Genomic DNA, 19,531 nt, shown 5'->3' with positions numbered 1-19,531 from the left:
TCTCTGCTTCGAGGCTGCGGCCCTCACCCCAGCCCTCTCCCCAAGGGGAGAGGGAGCAAGACCGAACCAAAAGATGAAGGGTACGGACATGACCGACCACTACGACAAGCTGGAAATCCGTGACCCCGCCGAACGCGAACGCGACCTCCTGGCCGCGTTGCCGAAGCAGATTGCGCAGGCCCAGACCGCCGCACCCGCTTTCGCAAAGATTTTCGACGGCGTAAAGCCCGCCGACATCACCACACGCGAAGCACTCGCCAGGCTGCCCGTCACGCGCAAGACCGAGCTGCTCGAGTTGCAGAAGCAGCGCCGCGCCGACGATCCCTTCGGCGGCTTCTCGACCATTGGCCGCGGCACCCGCATGCCCCGGGTGTTCGCAAGCCCCGGCACCATCTACGAACCCGAAGGCGAAGCGCGCGACTACTGGCGCACCGCGCGCGCATTGCATGCGGCCGGCTTTCGCACCGGCGAACTCATTCACAACAGCTTCAGCTACCACATGACACCGGCCGGCTCCATCATGGAGAGCGGCGCGCGCGCCATGGGTTGCACCGTGTTTGCGGGCGGCACCGGCCAGACCGAGCAGCAGCTCGAAGCCATGGTCGACCTGAAGCCCGAAGGTTATGCGGGCACACCGAGCTTCTTGAAAATCTTGCTCGAGAAGGCCGAAGAGAAAGGCCTGAAGCTGCCCTCGCTCACCAAGGCCCTTGTTTCCGGCGAAGCCTTTCCGCCGAGCCTGCACGACTGGATTGCCGCGCACGGCGTGAAGGGCACCCAGTGCTATGCCACCGCCGACCTGGGCCTGATCGCTTATGAGACCAGCGCGCGCGAAGGCCTGGTGATCGACGAAGGCGTGCTGGTCGAGATCGTGCGCCCCGGCACCGGAGACCCCGTGCCCGACGGCGAGGTGGGCGAGATCGTGGTGACCACCTTCAACCCCGACTATCCGCTGGTGCGCTTTGGCACCGGTGACCTCTCCGCGGTGCTCGCGGGCACCTGCCCTACGGGCCGCACCAACAAGCGCATCAAGGGCTGGCTCGGCCGGGCCGACCAGACCACCAAGGTGCGCGGCATGTTCGTGCATCCTTCGCAGGTCGCGGAAATCGTGCGGCGTTTTCCGGAGATCGTGCGTGCGCGCCTCGTGGTGTCAGGCGAAATGGGCGACGACCAGATGACCTTCAGGCTCGAGTGCGCCGGCGCACCGGCCGGGCTCGAAGCGCGCATTGCCGATGCGGTGCGCGAAGTGACCAAGCTGCGCGGCACCATCGAGCTGGTGGCGCCGGGCACGCTGCCGAACGACGGCAAGGTGATCGAGGACGCGCGCAGCTACAAGTAGCGGCGGTAGAAGCGGTGCGTGATGGCGCGCACCAGCACCACCAGCAGCACCAGGTAGACCGCCGCCATTGCAACGGCGAGCATCAAGAGGTTGCCGTCGCTGCTTCGGCCCGAAAAGCTTACGCTGGCAACCCACACCAGCCCGCCGACCGCGAGGGCGATGCAGACCGCCTGCAGCAGGGCAAAAGCCGCGACCGCCGCCGCCACGGCCCTGAAGGGACGCGCTTGCGCGGGCGCCGGCGCGGCACCGAGCCATGCGCCCCAGAACGCCAGCCCATAGACCAGCAGCGGCACCGCGAACCAGCCGAGAAGAAGCGGCAGCAGGTCGGAGTCCCTCGAGGTGTCGACCCAGCCGCTCGCAACGTTGCCGATCCACATCTGCAGCGAGACGAACATCGCGGCGATCACGAGCGCCACCGCGCGGCGGGTCGATGCCGCGGCAGCGGGCGTTTCATCCGCGATCGCCACGCTGCGCTCGCGCAGCGCGAAACGGGCGGCAAGCCACACGCTCGCAACGAGAACAATCATCTGGATGACCGACTGCACCAGCATCGACACGGCCATGATCGAGCGCAGGCCGTACATGTCGACCGTCTCGTGCAGCGAGCCGCCCGGCATGAAGAGCACCTGTGCCTGGTAGAAGAGCGGCGTCAATGCAAGCGCGTTGACCACCATCGCCGGCAGGAACACGGCGGCAAAGCGGCTCCCTGGGCTGCGAAGCTGCGCAACACGGGCCGCGCCGCGCTCGTCGAGCGCCTTGCGCGCATGGCACCACGCCAGCGTGGCGGCCAGCAGCCACACCGTGGCAACGCGGGACAGCAGCGGAACCCACACGCCCGGCTGCGCGTACACGCTGCGCATCTGCTCGCTGTGAGGCGACGAGGGCAGCAGCTGCACTGTCATGTTCACGATGAAAAGGGCCGCATCGATCGCCACCACGATCCATGCGAACTCGCTGGGCAGGCGCTGCGCGCGCTCGAAGGAAGATGGGGATGCCGCCATACGATAGGAATACTTTCGCCTTGATGAACCCGTCGCCCGGCATGCATGGGCCGGGCAATTCGAAAACGGCGAGCGTACCGGAACGCGGCGGCAAACCCGAGACCGCGCGATGCGCGCGGTCTCGAGCTCAGTGCGCGAGCGCGGCCTCGGCCTCTTCGGGTGCGGGCCCCACGTACACCGATTGCGGACGTATCAGCCGCCCCTTCTTCACCTGCTCGCGCGCATGCGCAACCCATCCGCTCACACGGCCAGCTGCAAACACGCAGGTGAAGCTCTCGCGGCCGAAGCCCAGGGCTTCGAGCAGCAGCGCGGTGTAGAACTCCACATTGGTTTCCAACGCGCGACCGGGCTTCTTCTCGCGCAGGATGGCGAGCGCGGCTTTCTCGGCGGCCTCGGCGAGTTCGAAGCGCGCCGCATTGACGCTGCCCTCGGCGCCCAACCGGCGCAGTGCCCCCTTGAGCGCATCGGCGCGCGGATCGCGCACGCGGTAGATTCGGTGGCCGAAGCCCATCAGCCGCTGGCCGCCGGCCACGGCCTCTTCGAGCCAAGCACGTGCATTGGCCGCGGTTCCGATGGCGTCGAGCGCATCGAGCACCGGACCGGGCGCACCGCCATGCAAGGGGCCCTTGAGCGCGCTGATGCCGGCGAGCACCGCCGACGCAAGCCCTGCGCCGGTCGAGGCCACCACCCGCGCGGCAAAGGTCGACGCGTTCAAGCCGTGATCGCACACGGTGACCAGGTAGGTGTCGAGCGCCGCAACCTGCGCCCCGGTGGGTGTGCGGCCGTGCAGCATGCGAAGCACGTCGGCGGCTTGCGGCAGCACTTCGTCGGGTGCGAGCGCCTGCACGCCCAGCCGCCAGTGCATCACCGCTGCGGTGTAGACGGCGGGCGCCGCCACCAGCCGCAGCGCGGTGGCCAGGTCGTCACCGTCGGGCAGGCGCGCGAGCAGGGCGCGAACCGCTTCGATGGGCGGCAGCTTGCGCAGCATGGCATCGTCGTTCGGCTGCAGCCGCTCGAAGGCCTCGCGGCGCGCGCGGCCCAGCGCTGCACGCAGGCCGGCCGCATCTGGCAGTTTGTCGAAGAAGCCCTGGAACAGCAGCGCCACCGCGTCTTCGTAGCGCCAGTGCTGCGCAATTTCATCGAGCTCATGGCCGCGGATCACCAGCCGCCCGGCCGCGCCGTCCACTTCGGACAACACCGTGTGCGCGGCCACCACGCCTTCGAGGCCGCCATCTTCGTCTTTCATTCCTTGTGCTCCTTGATGAGATGGCGTTCATTCTGTCGACGCTAACATTGACGTCAATCTTGATTTATTCCATCAACATGACCAAGCCACCGCTCTGGCTGCCCGCCGCCGAGGCGCTCGAACTGATGCAGGTGCGCCCGCAAACGCTCTACGCGAGCGTGAGCCGCGGCCGCATTCGCGCAAAGCCCGACGCAGCGGACCCGCGCCGCAGCCTCTATCACCGCGACGACGTGCAGCGCATTGCCGCGCGCACCCGCGGGCGGCGCAGCAGCGAAGCGGTGGCAAGCGAAGCCATTCAATGGGGCGAGCCGGTGCTGCCCTCCAGCGTGTCGACCGTGGCTGAAGGACGGCTCTGGTACCGCGGGCAGGACGCCTGCCTGCTGGCGGAACATGCAACGCTCGAAGACGTGGCCGGCCTGCTGTGGGAGAGCGCACCGCCGCGCTTCGCATGCACTGACTCCTTACCGGTGAACAACACGAAGCAAGCGACGCCCCTGCAGGCCGGCCTGCTCGCACTCGCGGCACGCGCCGCGGTCGATCCGCCCTCGCGAGGCCGCTCACGCGCGGTGCTGCAGGCCGAGGCAGCGGAAGCGATCGGCACGCTGGCCAATGCACTGCTGGGCCCCGCCTCTTCCGCCGCCCTGCCCTTGCATGCGCGGCTTGCCGCGGCCTGGCGCCGCCCCAAGGCGGCCGATGCATTGCGCCGCGCGCTGGTGCTGATGGCCGACCACGAACTCAACGCATCGACCTTCGCGGCGCGCGTGACTGCATCGACCGGTGCTTCGATGGCGGCGTGCCTGCTCACCGGCCTTTCGACGCTGACAGGTCCGTTGCATGGCGGCGCCGCGGCGGCGGTTCAGGCGCTCGTGCGCGATGCCGCCGCATCCGGCAGCGAGGCCGCGGTGCGCGAATGGCTCGCGCACGATCGTCCACTCGCGGCTTTCGGCCACCCGCTGTATCCGCAAGGCGATGCGCGCTGCGCGGCACTGCTCGCGGACATCGAGCTTCCGCCCGTGTTCGCGGACTTGCGCGCCACCGGCGAAAGGCTGCTGGGCGAAGCGGCGAACATCGACTTTGCGCTGGTGGCCATGGCAGCCGTGCACAAGCTGCCGGCCGATGCGCCGTTCACGCTTTTTGCGCTCGCGCGCACGGTGGGCTGGACAGCCCACGTGCTCGAGCAGCAGGCCACGGGGCAACTGATAAGGCCGCGTGCGCGCTACACGGGGCCGGACTTCACACGCTGAATACCGGCCCCGTTTCAGCTCGCATCAATGAATGGCGTCTTCGTAGGCAAGTTCGAACAGTGTCGTCATCTCGCGGTTGAACGCCGGCAGGTCATCGGGTTTTCGGCTCGTCACCAGGTTCTGGTCAACCACCACTTCCTTGTCGAACCACTTTGCGCCGGCGTTCTGCAGGTCGGCGCGGAGCGACGGCCACGACGTCATCTTGCGGCCCTTGACGCCGTCCGCGTCGATGAGCGTCCAGGGGCCATGGCAGATGGCGGCAATGGGCTTGCCCGCTTCGACGAATGCGCGAACGAAAGCCACGGCCTGCTGGTTGATGCGCAGCGCATCGGGGTTGACGACGCCGCCGGGCAAAAGCAGCGCATCGAATTCATCGGCGTTGGCGTTCTTCAGCGGCACGTCGACTTCGAAGGTGTCGGCCGGGTCGAGATGTTTCCAGCCGCGCACGCTGCCGTCGAGCGGCGAAACGATCTGCGTCTGCGCGCCGGCGCCGTCCAGCGCCTTGCGCGGCTCGGTCATCTCGGCTTGCTCGAAGCCGTCGGACACGAGGATGGCAACCTTCATTCCGTCGAGTGAAGAAGAAATTACGGGCATGGGTGAAGACTCCTTAGACAAGAGTTCACCCTAAGGCCCGCACCCGCGCCGTGCATCGGCACTGGCCGGGTCCGCCTGTCGGACAGTTCGACAGGCGGAAAACTTCTCTTACGCTTCGCCTGCCGTTACTTGCGGCAAGAAACCGGCAAGGCTTTTTGCGACAGGTCGTCGCCGGCCACGCAATTCCACGCAATGCCGTCTTCGGTGGCCGAGGGTTCCATGCGCAGCGTGCCCTTTGCCTTGGGGAGCTCCACATCGACCACCATGGTGTCGGTGTCGAGCGTCAGCACCGAGCCGCCGGGCAAGGCCTCGGGCGCGCCGGCGGTTGCAAGAGATTCGGGGATCTCCTGCTTCTCCTTGTAGTAGTTGCCAAGTGCTTCGCGCACCGGCGCGGCTTCGGACCAAGCCTGCGAAACCGCGGCGCGCGACTCGTAGTCCTTGTAGGCCGGCAGGGCCACCGCAGCCAGCACGCCGATGATGGCGACCACCACCAGCAAGCCCAGCGCACCGCCGCCGGCACGGCCGGTGTAGGGCACGAAGATCGCGAGCACATAGGCCAGCGGATTGCGGCTCGGCAACTTCGCGGCCGGGTCGATGGTGCGCGCCACGCGCTTGGTGAGCCACGGATAGCCGGCGATCAGCTCATGGAACGACGCCCAGAAGCCGCTGTTGCCGGCCGATTGGTTGGCATAGCGCTGCAGGTCGACATTGCGCCATTGCTGCGCGCCGGCCGCCAGTGCCACGAGTGCGCGGGGCGCGGAGTCGGCCTGCTCGCAGCAGGCGGCGCCGTGCAGGTCGCAGGTGTATTCCTGCGCGCGCGAATAGGCGGCGCCGAGCAGCGGAATCCAGAGCACCGGTGCACGCCAGATGTGGCCCGTGAGGTGGCCGCGGCGGATGTGGCCGAGTTCGTGGCCGATGTAGAAGTTGATGCCGTCGGGCTGCGCTTCCATGGCGTCGACCACGTCGGACAGCAGCACGACGAAGTTGCGGCCGAAGAAGCGCGTGGCAAAGGCATTGAAGATGCCGTCGCCGTGCAGCAGGTAGGCCTCGGGCGGCTCCTCGATGCCGAGATAGCCGCAGCACGCCTGGAAGCGTGCATGCAGCTCGGGCAGCTGCGTGGGCGAAAGCTTGACGGCCGTGCCCTTGATCCAGGCAATGACGGCCGATTGCGCGAATACGTAGCCGATGAAACCGAGCAGCACATAGATGAGTGCAATGCCGAAAGTGCCGAGCACCAGCGCCGCCCAGACCAGCAGGCCGAGCCCGAGCGTGATGTTGCCGAGCCAGCGCTCGCGCGGATAAACCCAGGGATCCATTGAAATTCCTCCTCGATGCGGCCTTGGGGCCTGCAGTGTTGTGGTTATTTTTCGCGCCCCCTCAGGCGCGAGTTGCGAGCGCGCATCATGCCCCAGGAAAGGGCATATTTCGGGCCCGCCCTAAGGGCTATTCGCTAGAGGTCAGGTCGCGGTCAGCCCTTATGATCGCGGCCATTTTCAATTTCACCGTCTCCGGAGACACCATGAAGAAACTGCTTGCACTCACGGCGCTTGCCGCTGCCGCCGTCGGCGTCCACGCCCAGGATTTCCCCGCAGGCAAGACCGTCACCATCGTGGTGCCGTTCACGGCCGGCGGCCCGACCGACCGGGTGGCCCGCGACTTGGCCGAATCGCTGCAGAAGACCCTCGGCGCGACCATCGTGGTGGACAACACCGCCGGCGCCGGCAGCTCCATCGGCACCGCCAAGGTGGCCCGCGCCGCACCGGACGGCCACACCCTGCTGTTGAACCACATTGCCATGTCGACCATGCCGGCGCTGTACCGCAAGCTGCCGTTCAACGTCGAGAACGACTTCGAATACCTTGGCATGGTCAATGAAGTGCCGATGACGCTCATCGGCAAGCCCGGCCTGCCGGCCAACAACTACAAGGAACTGACGGGCTGGATCGAGGCCAACAAGGGCAAGATCAACCTCGGCAACGCCGGCCTGGGCGCAGCCTCGCACCTGTGCGGCCTGCTGTTCCAGAGCGCGCTCAAGACCGAAATGACGCCGGTTCCCTACAAGGGCACGGCACCGGCCATTGCCGACCTGCTGGGCGGCCAGATCGACCTGTTGTGCGACCAGACCACCAACACCACGTCGCAGATCGAAGCCAAGAAGGTCAAGGCCTATGCCGTGACCACGTCCAAGCGCCTGACCACGCCGGCGGTGCTGAAAGACCTGCCCACGCTCTCCGAATCGGGCCTGAAGGACTTCGAAGTCACCATCTGGCACGGCGTGTACGCGCCCAAGGGTACGCCGGCGCCGGTGCTGAAGAAGCTCAACGAAGCCATCAAGGCCGCCATGAAGGACCCGGGTTTCATCAAGCGCCAGGAAGGCCTCGGCGCGGTGATCACCACCGACAAGCGCGTGGAGCCGGCCGAGCACAAGAAGTTCGTCTCGGCTGAAATCGCCAAGTGGGGCCCGATCATCAAGGCCGCAGGCGTGTACGCCGACTGATCGTTTTCGAATCTTCGGATAAGTAAAAAGCCGCCGGACCTCAGGTCCGGCGGCTTTTTTCATGCCGCGCCTCCTTGCTCTACTTGGGCCGGATCGCGTCCGCGGTGCCCTGGATGAAGGCCTTGATGCTTTCGATGTCGTCGCCCGAGAGCTTGCCCGTGAAGTCGGGCATGCCGCGCGCCATGGCCGGGCCCTTGAGCACGAACTTGTCGAGATTCTCGATGTACGCCGCGTCCATGTAGCCCAGGTTCGGAATGTTGCCGCCGCGGTCCACACCCGGCACGCCGTGGCAGAACACGCAGTTGCTCACGTAGAGCATGGTGCCGGCCTGCACCTTGGCGGGGTCGTACTTCACGCCTTCGACCAGCTTGCTCATGCGGTACTGCACGAAGTCCGGCATCTTGGCGGTGCCGCCGACGGCAAAGGTGTACACGGTGCCCGGGCCCTGCCTTTCGGTGGCGCGCTGCGCAAGCCCGTAGACGCCGCCCCAGCCCACCGCAACCGACACGTACTGCTTCCCGTCGACCATGTAGGTCGAGGGTGCCGCGACCACGCCGGTGCCCGTGGGGGTTTCCCACAGCTTCTCGCCGGTCTTGGCGTTGTAGGCCAGAAGGCGCCCGTCCGCCGTGCCCTGGAACACCAGGTTGCCCGCGGTGGTGAGCGTGCCGCCGTTCCACGGCGAGGCGTAGTCGACGCCCCAGGCTTCCTTTTGCGCCACCGGGTCCCACGCCACCAGCCGGCCGAAGGGCTTGCTCTTGGGCGGCTCGGCGTTGGCGAACATGGCGGTGTTCCAGCCCATGGCGCCATGCGGGCGGCCAGGCACGTTCTGGTCGAACTTCCAGTCCTTGTCGTCCATCAGGTTGAGCGGCACGTGCTGCGCGGGCACATAGGCCAGGCCGGTCTGCGGGTTGAACGACATCGGGTGCCAGTTGTGCGCGCCGAAGGGCCCCGGAATGCTGTCGCCGGGCTTTTCGTTCTGGCGTGCGGCGGCAATCTCGATGGGCCGTCCGTTGGTGTCGTAGCCCGTGGCCCAGTTCACCTCGACAAAATTCCTGGCCGAGATGAACTTGCCGTTGGTGCGGTCGATGACAAAGAAGAAGCCGTTCTTCGGCGCATGCAGGACTACCTTTCGCGGCTTGCCGCCGATCTGGATGTTGGCCAGGATCATGGGCTGGGTCGAGGTGTAATCCCAGTTGTCGCCGGGCGTTTCCTGGTAGTGCCACACGTACTTGCCGGTGTCGGGGTTGAGGGCCACCACCGAGCCGAGGTAGAGGTTGTCTCCGCCGCCGGGGCTGCGCTTGCTGCGCGCCCACGGCGAGCCGTTGCCGGTGCCCACGTACATCAGGTTGAGCTCGGGATCGAAGGCAAAGGTGTCCCACGCGGTGCCGCCGCCGCCGGCCTCCCAGTACTTGCCGCTGGGGTCCCAGGTCTTGGCCGCGCGCGCCATCGACTCGTCCTCGAAGGGCTTGGACGGATCGCCCGGCACGGTGAACCAGCGCCACTTCTGCTCGCCGGTGGCGGCGTCGTAGGCCGTAACGTAGCCGCGCACGCCGTACTCGGCGCCGCCGTTGCCGATGATGACCTTGCCCTTGAAGACGCGCGGCGCGCCGGTGATGGTGTAGGAGCCCTTCTGCCCCTCGATGGTGTTCTTCTCCCAGACCTTCTGGCCCGTGGCCGCGTCGAGCGCGATGAGGCGCCCGTCGTACGCGCCGACGTAGACCTTGCCCTCGTACAGCGCCACGCCGCGGTTCACCACATCGCAGCAGCCCCTGAAGCCCTTGGACTTGTCGACCTGCGGATCGAAGGTCCAGAGCCTCTGCCCGGTGCGCGTGTCGACGGCGTGCACCACGCTCCACGAGGCCGTGACGTACATGATGCCGTCCACCACCAGCGGCGTGGCCTCCACGCCGCGCGTGGACTCCAGGTTGTACGACCACACCAGGCCCAACTGCTTCACGTTGCCGGCGTTCACCTGGTCGAGCTTGCTGAAGCGCGTCTCGGCGTAGTCGAGGCCGTAGCTTGGCCAGTCGGGTGTCTTCTTCTGGGCTGCGTTGGCGCGAATGAAATCGCCGTTCACCTTCTTGACGGCGGCTCCCGCACGGTCTTGCACGCTGGCGGAACCCTGGGCCGTGGCCATCGGCGCGCACAGGCTCAGCAATGCACCGGCAAGCACAAGCAGGCCGGAGTGGATCTTTTTCATCGTGAGTCTCCTTTGTGCCGCAAGGATCGTTTTTGCCGTCCTCGCGTTCACCCTCGGGATTTCCCCAGTCCGGCGCTGTTCCATTGCGGAACACATTCGCAGGGTCAGCAATTCCCTTTCGTCCCCTTCGATTTTCCCACTTCGAGGAGCAGCGAACAGCATGGCTTTCGAAAGGCTGGGCAAGGCCAACGCGCCGCGCCAACTCTTTTCAACGACGCCGGCGCAGCGCGTGGCGCTCGCGCGGCAGCAGTTCTTCGAGGAAGGCGTGCGGCCCTCGGGCCTGGTCGGCGAAGCGGTGATCCAGTCGTGGCTGCGCTGCACCCGCACGCACAGCGACAGGCAGCGCATCGTTCCCTTCGACGCGGTCACGCCCAGCCGGCTGCACGCCACGCTGGCGCGCAACCGCGAGCTGCTCGAAGTGGCGCGGCAGGAGCTCGCGAGCATGGAAAGCGCGCTCGCGGGCACCGATTGCCGCGTGATCCTGACCGACGGCGAAGGCGTGGTGGTGCATGTCACGCAGCAGCCGGCCGCCGCATACCAGCCGGTGCTGCGCAAGACCGCGCGCGTGGGCGTGAACATTTCCGAGCGCATCGTCGGCACCACCGCGCCGGGCATCGTGGCGACCACCGGGCAGGCCTGCACGGTCGACGGGGCGGAGCATTACTTCGACGTGCTGTCGCAGATGCAATGCGCCGCGGCACCCATTCGCGGCGTGACAGGCCAGCTTGCCGGCGTGCTCGACATCACGATGGAAGCGCGGCGCTTCGGTTTTGACGCGGCGTCGATGGTGGCGCTGTACGCGACGATCATCGAGAACCGCTTGCTGCAGGCGCAGTCGCGCGACCACCTGATCCTGCGCTTTCAGGCCAGCCCCAACCTGCTCGGCACGCCGATGGAAGCGCTGGCCGGCGTGGCGCCCGACGGCACCATCGCCTGGCTGAACGGCGCCGGCGCGCGGCTCATCGGCCGCCTGCCCGAAGACAGCTGCGAGCGCGCCGTGGAGTCGATGCTGGGCCACGATCTGGCGAGCCTGCTCAGGCTGGGCCGGCGCGAAGCCGCGCAGCCGATGCGCCTGGCGAGCGGCCTCGGCGTATGGGTGCAGGCGCGGCTGAAGGCTGCGGACGGCGCGGACTTCAGGCACGCGGTGGCAATGCCCGGCGAGGCCGCGCCGGTGTTGCCGATCGAACCTGCAGCCGCGATGAAGGCGCCCGCGGCAGAAGGTTGCGCGGCCCCGGCCATGCCGAACCCCATGCACGCGGAAGCAGCGCACGGTGAAACCCTGCGCGAGCACAGCCGCAAGCTGATCGAGGAAGCACTGGCGGCGCAAGGCGGCAACGTGTCGCAGGCGGCACGCCAGCTGGGCGTGTCGCGCGGCACGCTGTACCGCCGGTTGCGCGGCTGGCGCGAAGAGGACGGCCAGGGCGCGCCGCTCGCAGCGGGCTGAACCCTCAGCGCTTGGGCAATGCGTAGGCGATCACATGGTCGCCCGTGCGCGTGCCGAGCGAACCATGGCCGCCCGCGGCCACCACCACGTATTGGCGTCCGTCGCTGCCGGTGTAGGTCATGGGCGTGGCCTGCCCGCCGGCCGGCAGGCGGCTGCGCCACAGCTCCTTGCCGTTGGCGACGTCATAGGCGCGCAGGTAGTAGTCGAGCGTGCCCGACAAGAAGGCTACGCCACCGGCCGTCATGATCGGCCCGCCGAGGCTGGGCACGCCCATCGCAAAGGGCAGCGGCAACGGCGAGCTGTCGCGCACGGTGCCGTTCTTGTGCTTCCACACCACCCTGCCGGTGCGCAGGTCGGCTCCCGCCACGTGGCCCCAGGGCGGCGCCTGGCACGGCAGGCCCAGCACCGATGTGAAGGCGCTGAGCTGCACCGCGAACGGCGCGCCGAAGTTCTCGTTGAGCGCGGGCAGGCTGTCGTTGGGGCGGTCCTTGCCCTGCACGTAGAGCGAGGTGTCGTCCTTGCGCGGAATGAGCTTGGACACGAAGGCCAGCGAAGCCGGCGTGGTGAACGCCATCTGCCGCTGCGGATCGACCGCGACGCCGCCCCAGTTGAAGACGCCGAAGTTGCCCGGGTAGATCAGCGAGCCTTCGGTCGAGGGCGGTGTGTAGCGGCCCTCGTAGCGCAACCGGTGGAAAGCGATGCGGCATGCGAGCTGGTCGAACACGGTGCCGCCCCACATATCGGCCGGCGTGAGCGCGGGCGGATCGAAAGACAGGTCTGACACCGGCTGCGTGAGCGATGTGTGGTCGCCTTCGGCCGGGCCTTGCGGCGCGGGCCGCTCATGCACGTTCACCACGGGCTTGCCATCGCGGCGGTCGAGCACGAACAGCTCGCCCTGCTTGGTGGGCTGCACCAGCGCGGGCACTGTTTCATTGCCTACGCGCAAGTCGATGAGGCTGGGCTGCGAGGGAACGTCGTAGTCCCACAAGTCGTGGTGCACAGTCTGGAAGCTCCAGCGCACGCGGCCGGTGGCCAGGTCGAGCGCCACCACCGACGACGAGTAGCGCTCGGCCCCTTCGGTGCGCTTGCCGCCCCACTGGTCGGGCGGCTGGTTGCCGGTGGGCACATAGACCATGCCCAGCGCCTCGTCGACGCTGGAGATCGACCAGCTGTTCGGCGAATTGGCGGTGTACGTGCGGTCGGCCGCAATGGGCGCAGTGTCGTCGGGGTTCCCCGAGTCCCAGTTCCACACCAGCGCGCCGGTGTCGATGTCGAAGGCGCGGATCACGCCCGAGGTCTCCTGGGTCGAGACGTTGTCGAGCACGGTGCCGCCGACGATGATGAGCGAGCGCGTCACGACCACCGGAGAAGTGGAGTAGTACGAGCCCGGCTTCACGTTGGGCATGTTCTTCCAGAGATCGATCTGCCCGGTGCCGCCGCCGAAGCGCATGCAGGGTTTGCCGCTCTCGGGGTTGAGCGCGAGGATGCGGCCATCCGCGGTGGGCATGAAGAGCTTGGCGTCGCAATCGCCACCGGCGGGTGCTGGTGCAGCGGGTGCCGGGGTGGCGGTGGAAGCAGCCGCAGGCCGAACGGCACTGCCCGGGTCATACGAAAGGCCGCGGCAGGTCAGGTGCTGCAATGCCAGCGGGCGGCGGATTTCGGGCGTGTAGCGCCACAGCTGCTCGCCGGTGGTCGCGTTCAGCGCCACCACCGACTGGTGCGGCGTGCAAAGAAAAAGCCGCTCGCCGATTTTCAGCGGCGTGACCTCGAAGGTCGTCTCCTCGGGGTCGCCGCTCTGGCCGCGCACGTCGCCGGTGCGAAAGTGCCACGCCTCCTGGAGCTGGCCGACATTGGCCGGCGTGATCTGGTCGAGCGCCGAATAGCGCTGGCCCATGCCGTTGCCGCCGTAGGCTGTCCAGTCCTGCTTGGGGGGCGGTGGGCTGGCGGGTGTGGCGGCGGCGGCCACAGGTGCCGTGGGTGCGGGCATGGTGCCTTCCACACGCGTGGCGGGGTCTCGCGTCCACGAGACCACCGCGGCGAGCAGAAAGGCCAGCAACACCACGCCAAGAAAACCGCGCGCGGGCGCCACGCCGGCGGCATTGCGGCGCGCGAGTGCGCGCGCCACCCACGGCGTGAGCAGGAACACGCCGATCACGAAGAACACATCGCCCCGCGCCGCCAGCGGCCACCAATCGAAGCCCACCTCCCACAAGGCCCACGCCAACGTGAATGCCACCACGAGCGCATAGACCCACAGGCCAGCGCCGCCGCCGCGCGGCAGCAGCACCGCGGCAAGGATGAGCCCGAGCCCCGCGGCCAGGTAGTACCAGGAGCCGCCGAGCACGACGAGCCATGCGCCCGCCGCAGCCAACGCCAGGCCCGCAAGGCCGATGACGACGGCAGTGACAGTCAGCAGCGCGGAAGATGGCGCACGTAGGCGCGCGGCGGCGTCGGGCATGGCATGAAGCTCCTTGTTGTTCCCGGGTTCTTGGAGACTGCGAAGTGAAGAACCTAGGCCAAGGCCACGGCGACGTGCGTAGGCGGTTTGCGCATGTGGCCGTGCAACGCCAGTGGCGATGCCGCGTTGAAGAGAGTCTTTTAGTTCGAAGGTACTCGGTCTTCGCGCGCGGCGCGGGCACGGCGCGTGCGCGCATCGGGCTGCAGCGGCCGCAGGTATTCATGCAGCGCCAACGCGGCCGCGCCGACAGCGGCTGCAAGCTCGCCGTAACGCGCCAAGCGCAAATCGGGCGCGGGCATGCCGACCACGTCGGCCTGTCGCCTGACCACCTCGAAGGCCGCTTGCAACAGGGCGCGATGGTTGGTGCACGATTTGCCGCCGAGCACGATGGCGCGCGGATCGAAGGTGACCCACAGGTTCTGCAGCAGCACGCCCAGCACCGCGGCCGCATGCGCCATGCCGGGGCCTTCGCGTTCCAGCGCACGCGAGCCGAAGAAGGCCTCGGCGCAGCCATGTCGGCCGCACGAACACAACGGCCCGTCGATCTGCAGGATGGTGTGGCCGATCTCGCCGGCCATGCCTTGCGCACCGGTGAAGAGGCGGTCGTTCAGCACCACGCCGGCACCCACGCCAACGTCGCAGCTGACGAAGATCAGCGGGTCTCCGCCTTCGCTGCCAAAAAATTCATACTCGCCGAGCGCGCCGGCATCGGCATCGTTCTGCAGTTGCACGGTCACACCCGGCAGGCCCGCCGCGGAAAAGGCTTTTTCGAGCGCAGGCAGCAAGCTCACATTGCGCCAGCCGAGGTTGGGTGCAAAGCGGACCACACCGGTGCAGTCGTCCACCGCACCCGGCACGCCGACACCGATGCTCGACAGGCGCAGCCCGAGGCCTTTCAGCTGCGCATGCGCCGCCGCGGCCATGCGCGCGACCTGCGCGCACACGCCCGCGGGCGTGCCGTCGGCCAATGCCTGCGTGTCGGCATGAAGCACCTCGCCCTGCAGCGAGACGCAGACGAGGCGCACGGTTTCGACTGCGATCTCGACGCCCATCAATGCGCGCACGCCGACGTTGATCTGCAGCGGCGTAGAGGGCCGCCCCAAGCCATCGGCAACAGTGGCACCCGCTTCGCTGAGCCAGCCCTCGTCGAGCAGTTCGCGCACCAGCAGGCTCACGGTCGATTTGGTAAGGCCGCTTTCTGCGGCCAGCCGCGCACGTGAGAGGCCGGGCCGCGCGCGCAGCAGGCGCAGCAGTGCGCTGCGGTTCATTCGCTTGAGCAGTTGCTGGTCGCCGATGGTCATGACCCAGCCTCCGGCGCACGGACCACGACCGCGTTCACCTGTGCGCCTGCTCTTTTCCTTCGGGGCGCTTGCCGGCGATGATCATGCCGAGCACTTCGTCTTCGGTAACGTCAGCGGTGCGGTAGGTGCCCACGAGCTTGCCGTTCTTCATGACGGCGACGCGGTCGCTGAGCGAGAACACATCGGGCATGTCGTGCGTGATCAGGAAGATGCCGACACCGTCGGCCTTGAGCTGCTTCACGAGCCCGCCGACCATGGCGGTTTCTTCGGGGCCGAGGGCGGCACAGGGCTCGTCCATGATGAGAATGCGCGCGTTGAAATACAGCGCACGCGAGATCGCCACCACCTGCCGCTGTCCACCCGAGAGCCTGCGCACCGGAATGCGAATGTTGGTGAAGTTCTTGTTCAGGCGCTGGAACACCCTGCGCGCCTGCACTTCCATGAAATGATCGTCGAGCGTGTTCCAGCGCGTCATCTTCTCGCGGCCGAGAAAGAGGTTGGACACGGAGTCGAGGTTGTCGGCCAGCGCGAGCGTCTGGTAGATGGTCTCGATGCCCAGCGCCTGCGCCTCGGCGGGGGTGCGGATGTGGACCTTCTCGCCCGCGATCAGCGTGTCGCCCGAATCGATGGGGTAGGCGCCCGCGAGCATCTTCATGAGCGTGGACTTGCCTGCGCCGTTGTGGCCCAGCACTGCGACCACTTCTCCGGGGTGGAGGTTGATGCTCACACCGTCCACGGCTTTTACGCCGCCGAAGGCCTTGCGGATTTCGCGCAGTTCGACGAGGGGGGCTGAGGTGTCAGGCGTGGTCATCTGGTTTCTGTTGCGATTTGCGCGATGTTGTTCAGGGCGTGTGCAAAGGCCACCGGGTACTCCCCTCCGCGAATGTCCCCCGGCCTTCGGCCTCCTCCTTTATTTCGCTGCGGGGAGCACCCGATGCCCTGTGCACCAGGGCACGCTGCTGGTGTATCGCTGATCAACCACTGCTCTGTGCAACGCACCCGCTGGCGGGGTGCCTTGCGCAGCGAAATAAAGGAGGAGGCCGCAGGCCGGGGGACATTCGCGGAGAAAGGTACCCCGTCGGCGGGTGCGCGCCCCGAACCAGACCGTGAACGACGCAAGTTCATCTAGTTCTCCCCAAACTTCCGCCGATACAGCACGTCGAACACAACGGCCACGATCAGCACCTGCCCGATGATCACCATGCGCTTGCCGATCGGTACGTCGAGCAGCAGCATGCCGCTGTCGAGCGACTGCATGATGAGTGCGCCCAGCACCGAGCCAAAGATGGAGCCGGTGCCGCCCGCGAGTGCGGTGCCGCCGATAACGGCCGCCGCAATCACGTACAGCTCCATGCCGGTGCCCAGCGAGTTGGTGCCGGCATTGAGGCGTGCAATCGACACGATCGCCGCCACCGTAACCAGCACCGCCAGCAACGCGAACAGCATCAGCGTGACGCGCTTTACCGGAATGCCCACCAGCGCCGCCGCATCGGGGTTGCCGCCCATCGCGAAAACGTAGCGGCCGAAACGCGTGCGGTGCACGATGAACGACAGCACGATGGCCACCACCGCCCAGATCAGCACCGGGATCGGCAGGCCTTGCGGCGCATCCTTCGAGGCAATCTGGTAGTTGTTCATGACCGCCGCGAAGACGAACACCACGGCTGCTGGCACTGCCGTCAGCAGCACCTCCATCCACAGCGGCTCGTTGGGCATTTCATGGTGGGCGCGGGCGCGGCGCTTCTGCAGCATGCGGGCGAACAGCACCAGCGCCACGAAGACCGCGATGGCCCATGTTGCGGTGGTGCCGATGCCGCCGTCGTAGCCTCCGCCGAGCCGCTGAAAGAACTCGTCGTTCACGGGCTGCGTCTTGCCGTCGGCCACCAGGAAGGCCGCGCCGCGAAACGACATCAGGCCGCCCAGCGTGACCACGAAAGACGGTACGCCCAGCATGGCGGTGAGCCAGCCCTGGTAGATGGACACCAGCAGTGCGACGGCAAGGCCCGCCAGGCAGGCCGTGGGCCACGACCAGCCCGAGGTGTATTGCAGGTAGGCGATCAGCACGCCGACGAAGCCCATGACCGAACCGACCGAGAGGTCGATGTGGCGCGCGACGATGACGAGCACCATCACCGTCGACACGATGCCCACCACGGCCGTCTGCTGCGCCACGTTGTAGAGGTTCTCGGGCGAAAGAAACACGCCGCCGGACATTACGTTGAAGACCACGCCCATGGCGATCAGCAGCACGCTCATCAACAGCAGCCGCAGGTCGACGCCGGTGCGCCGCCACCAGCCTGGTGTTTGGTTGCTCATTTTTTTGCCCTCTCGAAGGTACGGGTGCGCGGCGGCTCTCCGGCCGGGCCCGCGGGCCGGCCGGCGCAGTGCTGCGCGGATCAATTGCGAGCGGCTGTGTTCGCCGCTGTGGCTGTCGCTACTGTTGCTACTTGCAGGCCGCGGGCGCGCTGGCCGCCGGAACGCCCTTGCAGAGCTCGTCCTTCTTTATCCAGCCGGCCTTCACGACCACGTCGAGGTTGTCGCGCGTGACAGGCACCGGCGTGAGCAGGCGGGATGACAGCGAAATCTTCTTCGGCCCCGAATTCCACGGCGCGGCCTTTTCGACCGGCTTGCCTTGCGACAGCGCGATGGCGGCGCTGGCGGCTTCACGCCCAAGCTCGCGCGAGTCCTTGAAGATGGTGGCGGTCTGCGTGCCGAGTGCGATGCGGTTGAGCGCCGCGAAGTCGGCGTCCTGGCCCGACACCGGAATGCCGCGCAGGCCCTTGGCCGTGAGCGCGGCCACCGCACCGCCGGCGGTGCCATCGTTCGCTGCCACCACCGCGTCGACCTTGTTGCCGTTCTTGGTGAGGATCTGCTCCATGTTCTTTTGCGCGACCTCGGGCTTCCAGCCTTCGGTGTATTCGTCGCCGACGATCTTGATGTCGCCCTTCTTCACGGCGGCGTCCAGCACCTCTTGCTGGCCCGCACGCAAAAAGTCGGCGTTCGGGTCGCTTGGGGAGCCCTTGATGATCACGTAGTTGCCCTTGGGCTTGACCTTGAACACCTCGCGCGCCTCCATGCGGCCGACCTCAACGTTGTCGAACGTGATGTAGAAAACACCGGGCGCTTCGATCAACCGGTCATACGCCACCACGGGCACCTTCTGGCGCGTGGCCTTGGTGATGGCGGGCAGGATCGCATCCTTGTCCATTGCCAGCACGATGAGCGCCTTGGCACCCTTGGACATCAGCCCCTCGATGTCGCCCAGCTGCTTTTCAGGCGAGCCACCCGCATCGGCGCTGATGTACTTGGCGCCGAGCTTCTCGAGCTGGGCCTTGATGGCGGCCTCGTCCGTCTTCCATCGCTCTTCCTGGAAGTTGGACCAGCTCACGCCGACCACGGTCTGGGCCAGTGCGCTCACTGCGGTGAGGCCGAAGGCCATGGCGGCCAAGGTGTGCTTGAGTTGCATCGATGTCTCTCCTGTGGTGGTGCCCGGCGAAAACGCCGTGTAAGAAATTAGTTAGTTTGAAGGGCGAACTAACTATCCCATTGCTGCCCGGCCAAGGTCATCCGGGAATTCCCGATAAGCCTGGTTTCAAAGTGCAAGGCGATTTCGTGCGCGGGTGGCACGCGAGACACGCAATAGAAGAGCGCCGGTGGTGCGCTGCAAAGCATTGAAAAAATCGATGCTCAGCAAGTAAATATATCGTTTTCGGTTATGAGGCTCGCTGCTTAAAGTTTGCCCACCTTCAACTCCAGCCGCGATGTCAGCCATGAATGCTCCCCACGAAAGAATCCCTTTTCACCTGGCTTTTCCGGTGCGCGACATTGCCGAAGCCCGTGCGTTCTATGGCGATCTGCTCGGATGCCCCGAGGGCCGCAGCGCGCCCGAATGGGTCGACTTCGATTTCTACGGCCACCAGATCGTGGCGCACCTTGCACCCGACGAATGCGGCCACAAGGCCAGCAGCGCGGTGGACGGCCACGACGTGCCGGTGCGCCATTTCGGCGCCATTCTTCCAATGGACAAGTGGCAGGCCATGGCCGACAAGCTCGTCGCGCGGCAAACCAAATTCGTGATCGAGCCCTACATCCGCTTCAAGGGCGAGCCGGGCGAACAGGCGACGATGTTCTTTCTCGACCCCTCGGGCAATGCCATCGAGATGAAGTCGTTCGCGAATCTGGATTCGCTGTTCGCCGTTTGAGAAAGCGC

16 protein-coding genes are annotated in these 19,531 nt (G+C 66.9%); 5 read left to right on the top strand and 11 right to left on the bottom strand.

Annotated elements, in window-relative coordinates:
- The first annotated feature begins 88 nt into the window (after positions 1-88).
- The gene (locus V9L21_RS06205) at positions 89-1,336 is read left to right on the top strand and encodes a phenylacetate--CoA ligase family protein (RefSeq protein WP_337310103.1); all 1,248 of its coding nucleotides are present in this window, start codon (positions 89-91) and stop codon (positions 1,334-1,336) included.
- Here the strand turns inward: V9L21_RS06205 and V9L21_RS06200 are convergent.
- Positions 1,327-2,337, bottom strand: a complete 1,011-nt coding sequence (locus V9L21_RS06200) for a hypothetical protein (RefSeq protein ID WP_337310055.1) — start codon at positions 2,335-2,337, stop codon at positions 1,327-1,329. The two genes, V9L21_RS06205 and V9L21_RS06200, sit on opposite strands and share 10 nt — an antisense overlap.
- A gap of 127 nt (positions 2,338-2,464) precedes the next feature.
- A complete protein-coding gene (locus V9L21_RS06195) occupies positions 2,465-3,583 on the bottom strand; it encodes a citrate synthase/methylcitrate synthase (protein ID WP_337310053.1) in 1,119 nt (372 codons plus the stop codon).
- A gap of 77 nt (positions 3,584-3,660) precedes the next feature.
- Here V9L21_RS06195 and V9L21_RS06190 point away from each other — a divergent pair, with 77 nt between their 5' ends.
- Positions 3,661-4,827 (top strand): citrate synthase, encoded by a 1,167-nt coding sequence (locus V9L21_RS06190; protein WP_337310052.1) that lies wholly within the window; start codon positions 3,661-3,663, stop codon positions 4,825-4,827.
- A 24-nt stretch (positions 4,828-4,851) separates the two neighbouring features.
- Here the strand turns inward: V9L21_RS06190 and V9L21_RS06185 are convergent, their stop codons facing one another.
- Positions 4,852-5,421: a type 1 glutamine amidotransferase domain-containing protein gene (locus V9L21_RS06185; RefSeq protein WP_337310050.1), complete on the bottom strand. Its 570-nt coding sequence runs from the start codon at positions 5,419-5,421 to the stop codon at positions 4,852-4,854.
- Positions 5,422-5,546: 125 nt separating this feature from the next.
- The gene (locus V9L21_RS06180) at positions 5,547-6,737 is read right to left on the bottom strand and encodes a M48 family metalloprotease (protein ID WP_337310048.1); all 1,191 of its coding nucleotides are present in this window, start codon (positions 6,735-6,737) and stop codon (positions 5,547-5,549) included.
- Between the two features lie 203 nt (positions 6,738-6,940).
- On the opposite strand from V9L21_RS06180, the gene V9L21_RS06175 reads away from it, so the two are divergent.
- Positions 6,941-7,918, top strand: a complete 978-nt coding sequence (locus tag V9L21_RS06175) for a tripartite tricarboxylate transporter substrate-binding protein (RefSeq protein ID WP_258502815.1) — start codon at positions 6,941-6,943, stop codon at positions 7,916-7,918.
- Between the two features lie 79 nt (positions 7,919-7,997).
- On the opposite strand, the gene V9L21_RS06170 is transcribed toward V9L21_RS06175, so the two are convergent.
- Positions 7,998-10,118, bottom strand: a complete 2,121-nt coding sequence (locus V9L21_RS06170) for a PQQ-dependent dehydrogenase, methanol/ethanol family (protein ID WP_337310046.1) — start codon at positions 10,116-10,118, stop codon at positions 7,998-8,000.
- Between the two features lie 160 nt (positions 10,119-10,278).
- On the opposite strand from V9L21_RS06170, the gene V9L21_RS06165 reads away from it, so the two are divergent.
- Entirely contained in the window at positions 10,279-11,562 is a 1,284-nt protein-coding gene (locus V9L21_RS06165; RefSeq protein WP_337310044.1) for a helix-turn-helix domain-containing protein, read from the top strand.
- Between the two features lie 4 nt (positions 11,563-11,566).
- Here V9L21_RS06165 and V9L21_RS06160 read toward each other — a convergent pair whose 3' ends face one another.
- From V9L21_RS06160 to V9L21_RS06135, 6 genes are all read right to left on the bottom strand, one after another.
- Positions 11,567-14,020, bottom strand: coding sequence for a membrane-bound PQQ-dependent dehydrogenase, glucose/quinate/shikimate family (locus tag V9L21_RS06160; RefSeq protein ID WP_337310042.1), 2,454 nt, complete (start codon positions 14,018-14,020; stop codon positions 11,567-11,569).
- A 140-nt stretch (positions 14,021-14,160) separates the two neighbouring features.
- Complete coding sequence (locus V9L21_RS06155; RefSeq protein WP_337310040.1) at positions 14,161-15,321, bottom strand: ROK family transcriptional regulator; 1,161 nt, start codon at positions 15,319-15,321, stop codon at positions 14,161-14,163.
- 34 nt (positions 15,322-15,355) lie between these two features.
- Complete coding sequence (locus V9L21_RS06150; RefSeq protein WP_337310038.1) at positions 15,356-16,132, bottom strand: ATP-binding cassette domain-containing protein; 777 nt, start codon at positions 16,130-16,132, stop codon at positions 15,356-15,358.
- A 314-nt stretch (positions 16,133-16,446) separates the two neighbouring features.
- Entirely contained in the window at positions 16,447-17,637 is a 1,191-nt protein-coding gene (locus V9L21_RS06145; RefSeq protein ID WP_337310036.1) for a sugar ABC transporter permease, read from the bottom strand.
- Between the two features lie 127 nt (positions 17,638-17,764).
- Complete coding sequence (gene xylF, locus V9L21_RS06140; RefSeq protein WP_281147070.1) at positions 17,765-18,787, bottom strand: D-xylose ABC transporter substrate-binding protein; 1,023 nt, start codon at positions 18,785-18,787, stop codon at positions 17,765-17,767.
- A 126-nt stretch (positions 18,788-18,913) separates the two neighbouring features.
- Positions 18,914-19,093 carry a hypothetical protein gene (locus V9L21_RS06135; RefSeq protein WP_337310105.1) on the bottom strand — a complete coding sequence of 60 codons (180 nt, stop codon included), beginning with the start codon at positions 19,091-19,093 and terminating at the stop codon, positions 18,914-18,916.
- Here V9L21_RS06135 and V9L21_RS06130 point away from each other — a divergent pair.
- Positions 19,083-19,523, top strand: a complete 441-nt coding sequence (locus tag V9L21_RS06130) for a VOC family protein (protein ID WP_337310034.1) — start codon at positions 19,083-19,085, stop codon at positions 19,521-19,523. The genes V9L21_RS06135 and V9L21_RS06130 overlap by 11 nt on opposite strands.
- Positions 19,524-19,531: the final 8 nt, after the last annotated feature.

It is taken from the genome of Variovorax sp. CCNWLW235, assembly GCF_037204085.1.
Lineage (GTDB): Bacteria > Pseudomonadota > Gammaproteobacteria > Burkholderiales > Burkholderiaceae_C > Variovorax.
This window is presented reverse-complemented; position numbering and strand designations above follow the sequence as displayed.

What these genes read in the sequence shown, in the direction of transcription:
- V9L21_RS06205 (WP_337310103.1), top strand. Translation starts at nt 89, where the DNA reads ATGACCGACCACTACGACAAGCTGGAAATCCGTGACCCCGCCGAACGC.
- V9L21_RS06200 (WP_337310055.1), bottom strand. Translation starts at nt 2,337, where the DNA reads ATGGCGGCATCCCCATCTTCCTTCGAGCGCGCGCAGCGCCTGCCCAGC.
- V9L21_RS06195 (WP_337310053.1), bottom strand. Translation starts at nt 3,583, where the DNA reads ATGAAAGACGAAGATGGCGGCCTCGAAGGCGTGGTGGCCGCGCACACG.
- V9L21_RS06190 (WP_337310052.1), top strand. Translation starts at nt 3,661, where the DNA reads ATGACCAAGCCACCGCTCTGGCTGCCCGCCGCCGAGGCGCTCGAACTG.
- V9L21_RS06185 (WP_337310050.1), bottom strand. Translation starts at nt 5,421, where the DNA reads ATGCCCGTAATTTCTTCTTCACTCGACGGAATGAAGGTTGCCATCCTC.
- V9L21_RS06180 (WP_337310048.1), bottom strand. Translation starts at nt 6,737, where the DNA reads ATGGATCCCTGGGTTTATCCGCGCGAGCGCTGGCTCGGCAACATCACG.
- V9L21_RS06175 (WP_258502815.1), top strand. Translation starts at nt 6,941, where the DNA reads ATGAAGAAACTGCTTGCACTCACGGCGCTTGCCGCTGCCGCCGTCGGC.
- V9L21_RS06170 (WP_337310046.1), bottom strand. Translation starts at nt 10,118, where the DNA reads ATGAAAAAGATCCACTCCGGCCTGCTTGTGCTTGCCGGTGCATTGCTG.
- V9L21_RS06165 (WP_337310044.1), top strand. Translation starts at nt 10,279, where the DNA reads ATGGCTTTCGAAAGGCTGGGCAAGGCCAACGCGCCGCGCCAACTCTTT.
- V9L21_RS06160 (WP_337310042.1), bottom strand. Translation starts at nt 14,020, where the DNA reads ATGCCCGACGCCGCCGCGCGCCTACGTGCGCCATCTTCCGCGCTGCTG.
- V9L21_RS06155 (WP_337310040.1), bottom strand. Translation starts at nt 15,321, where the DNA reads ATGACCATCGGCGACCAGCAACTGCTCAAGCGAATGAACCGCAGCGCA.
- V9L21_RS06150 (WP_337310038.1), bottom strand. Translation starts at nt 16,132, where the DNA reads ATGACCACGCCTGACACCTCAGCCCCCCTCGTCGAACTGCGCGAAATC.
- V9L21_RS06145 (WP_337310036.1), bottom strand. Translation starts at nt 17,637, where the DNA reads ATGAGCAACCAAACACCAGGCTGGTGGCGGCGCACCGGCGTCGACCTG.
- xylF (WP_281147070.1), bottom strand. Translation starts at nt 18,787, where the DNA reads ATGCAACTCAAGCACACCTTGGCCGCCATGGCCTTCGGCCTCACCGCA.
- V9L21_RS06130 (WP_337310034.1), top strand. Translation starts at nt 19,083, where the DNA reads ATGTCAGCCATGAATGCTCCCCACGAAAGAATCCCTTTTCACCTGGCT.
- V9L21_RS06135 (WP_337310105.1), bottom strand. Translation starts at nt 19,093, where the DNA reads ATGGCTGACATCGCGGCTGGAGTTGAAGGTGGGCAAACTTTAAGCAGC.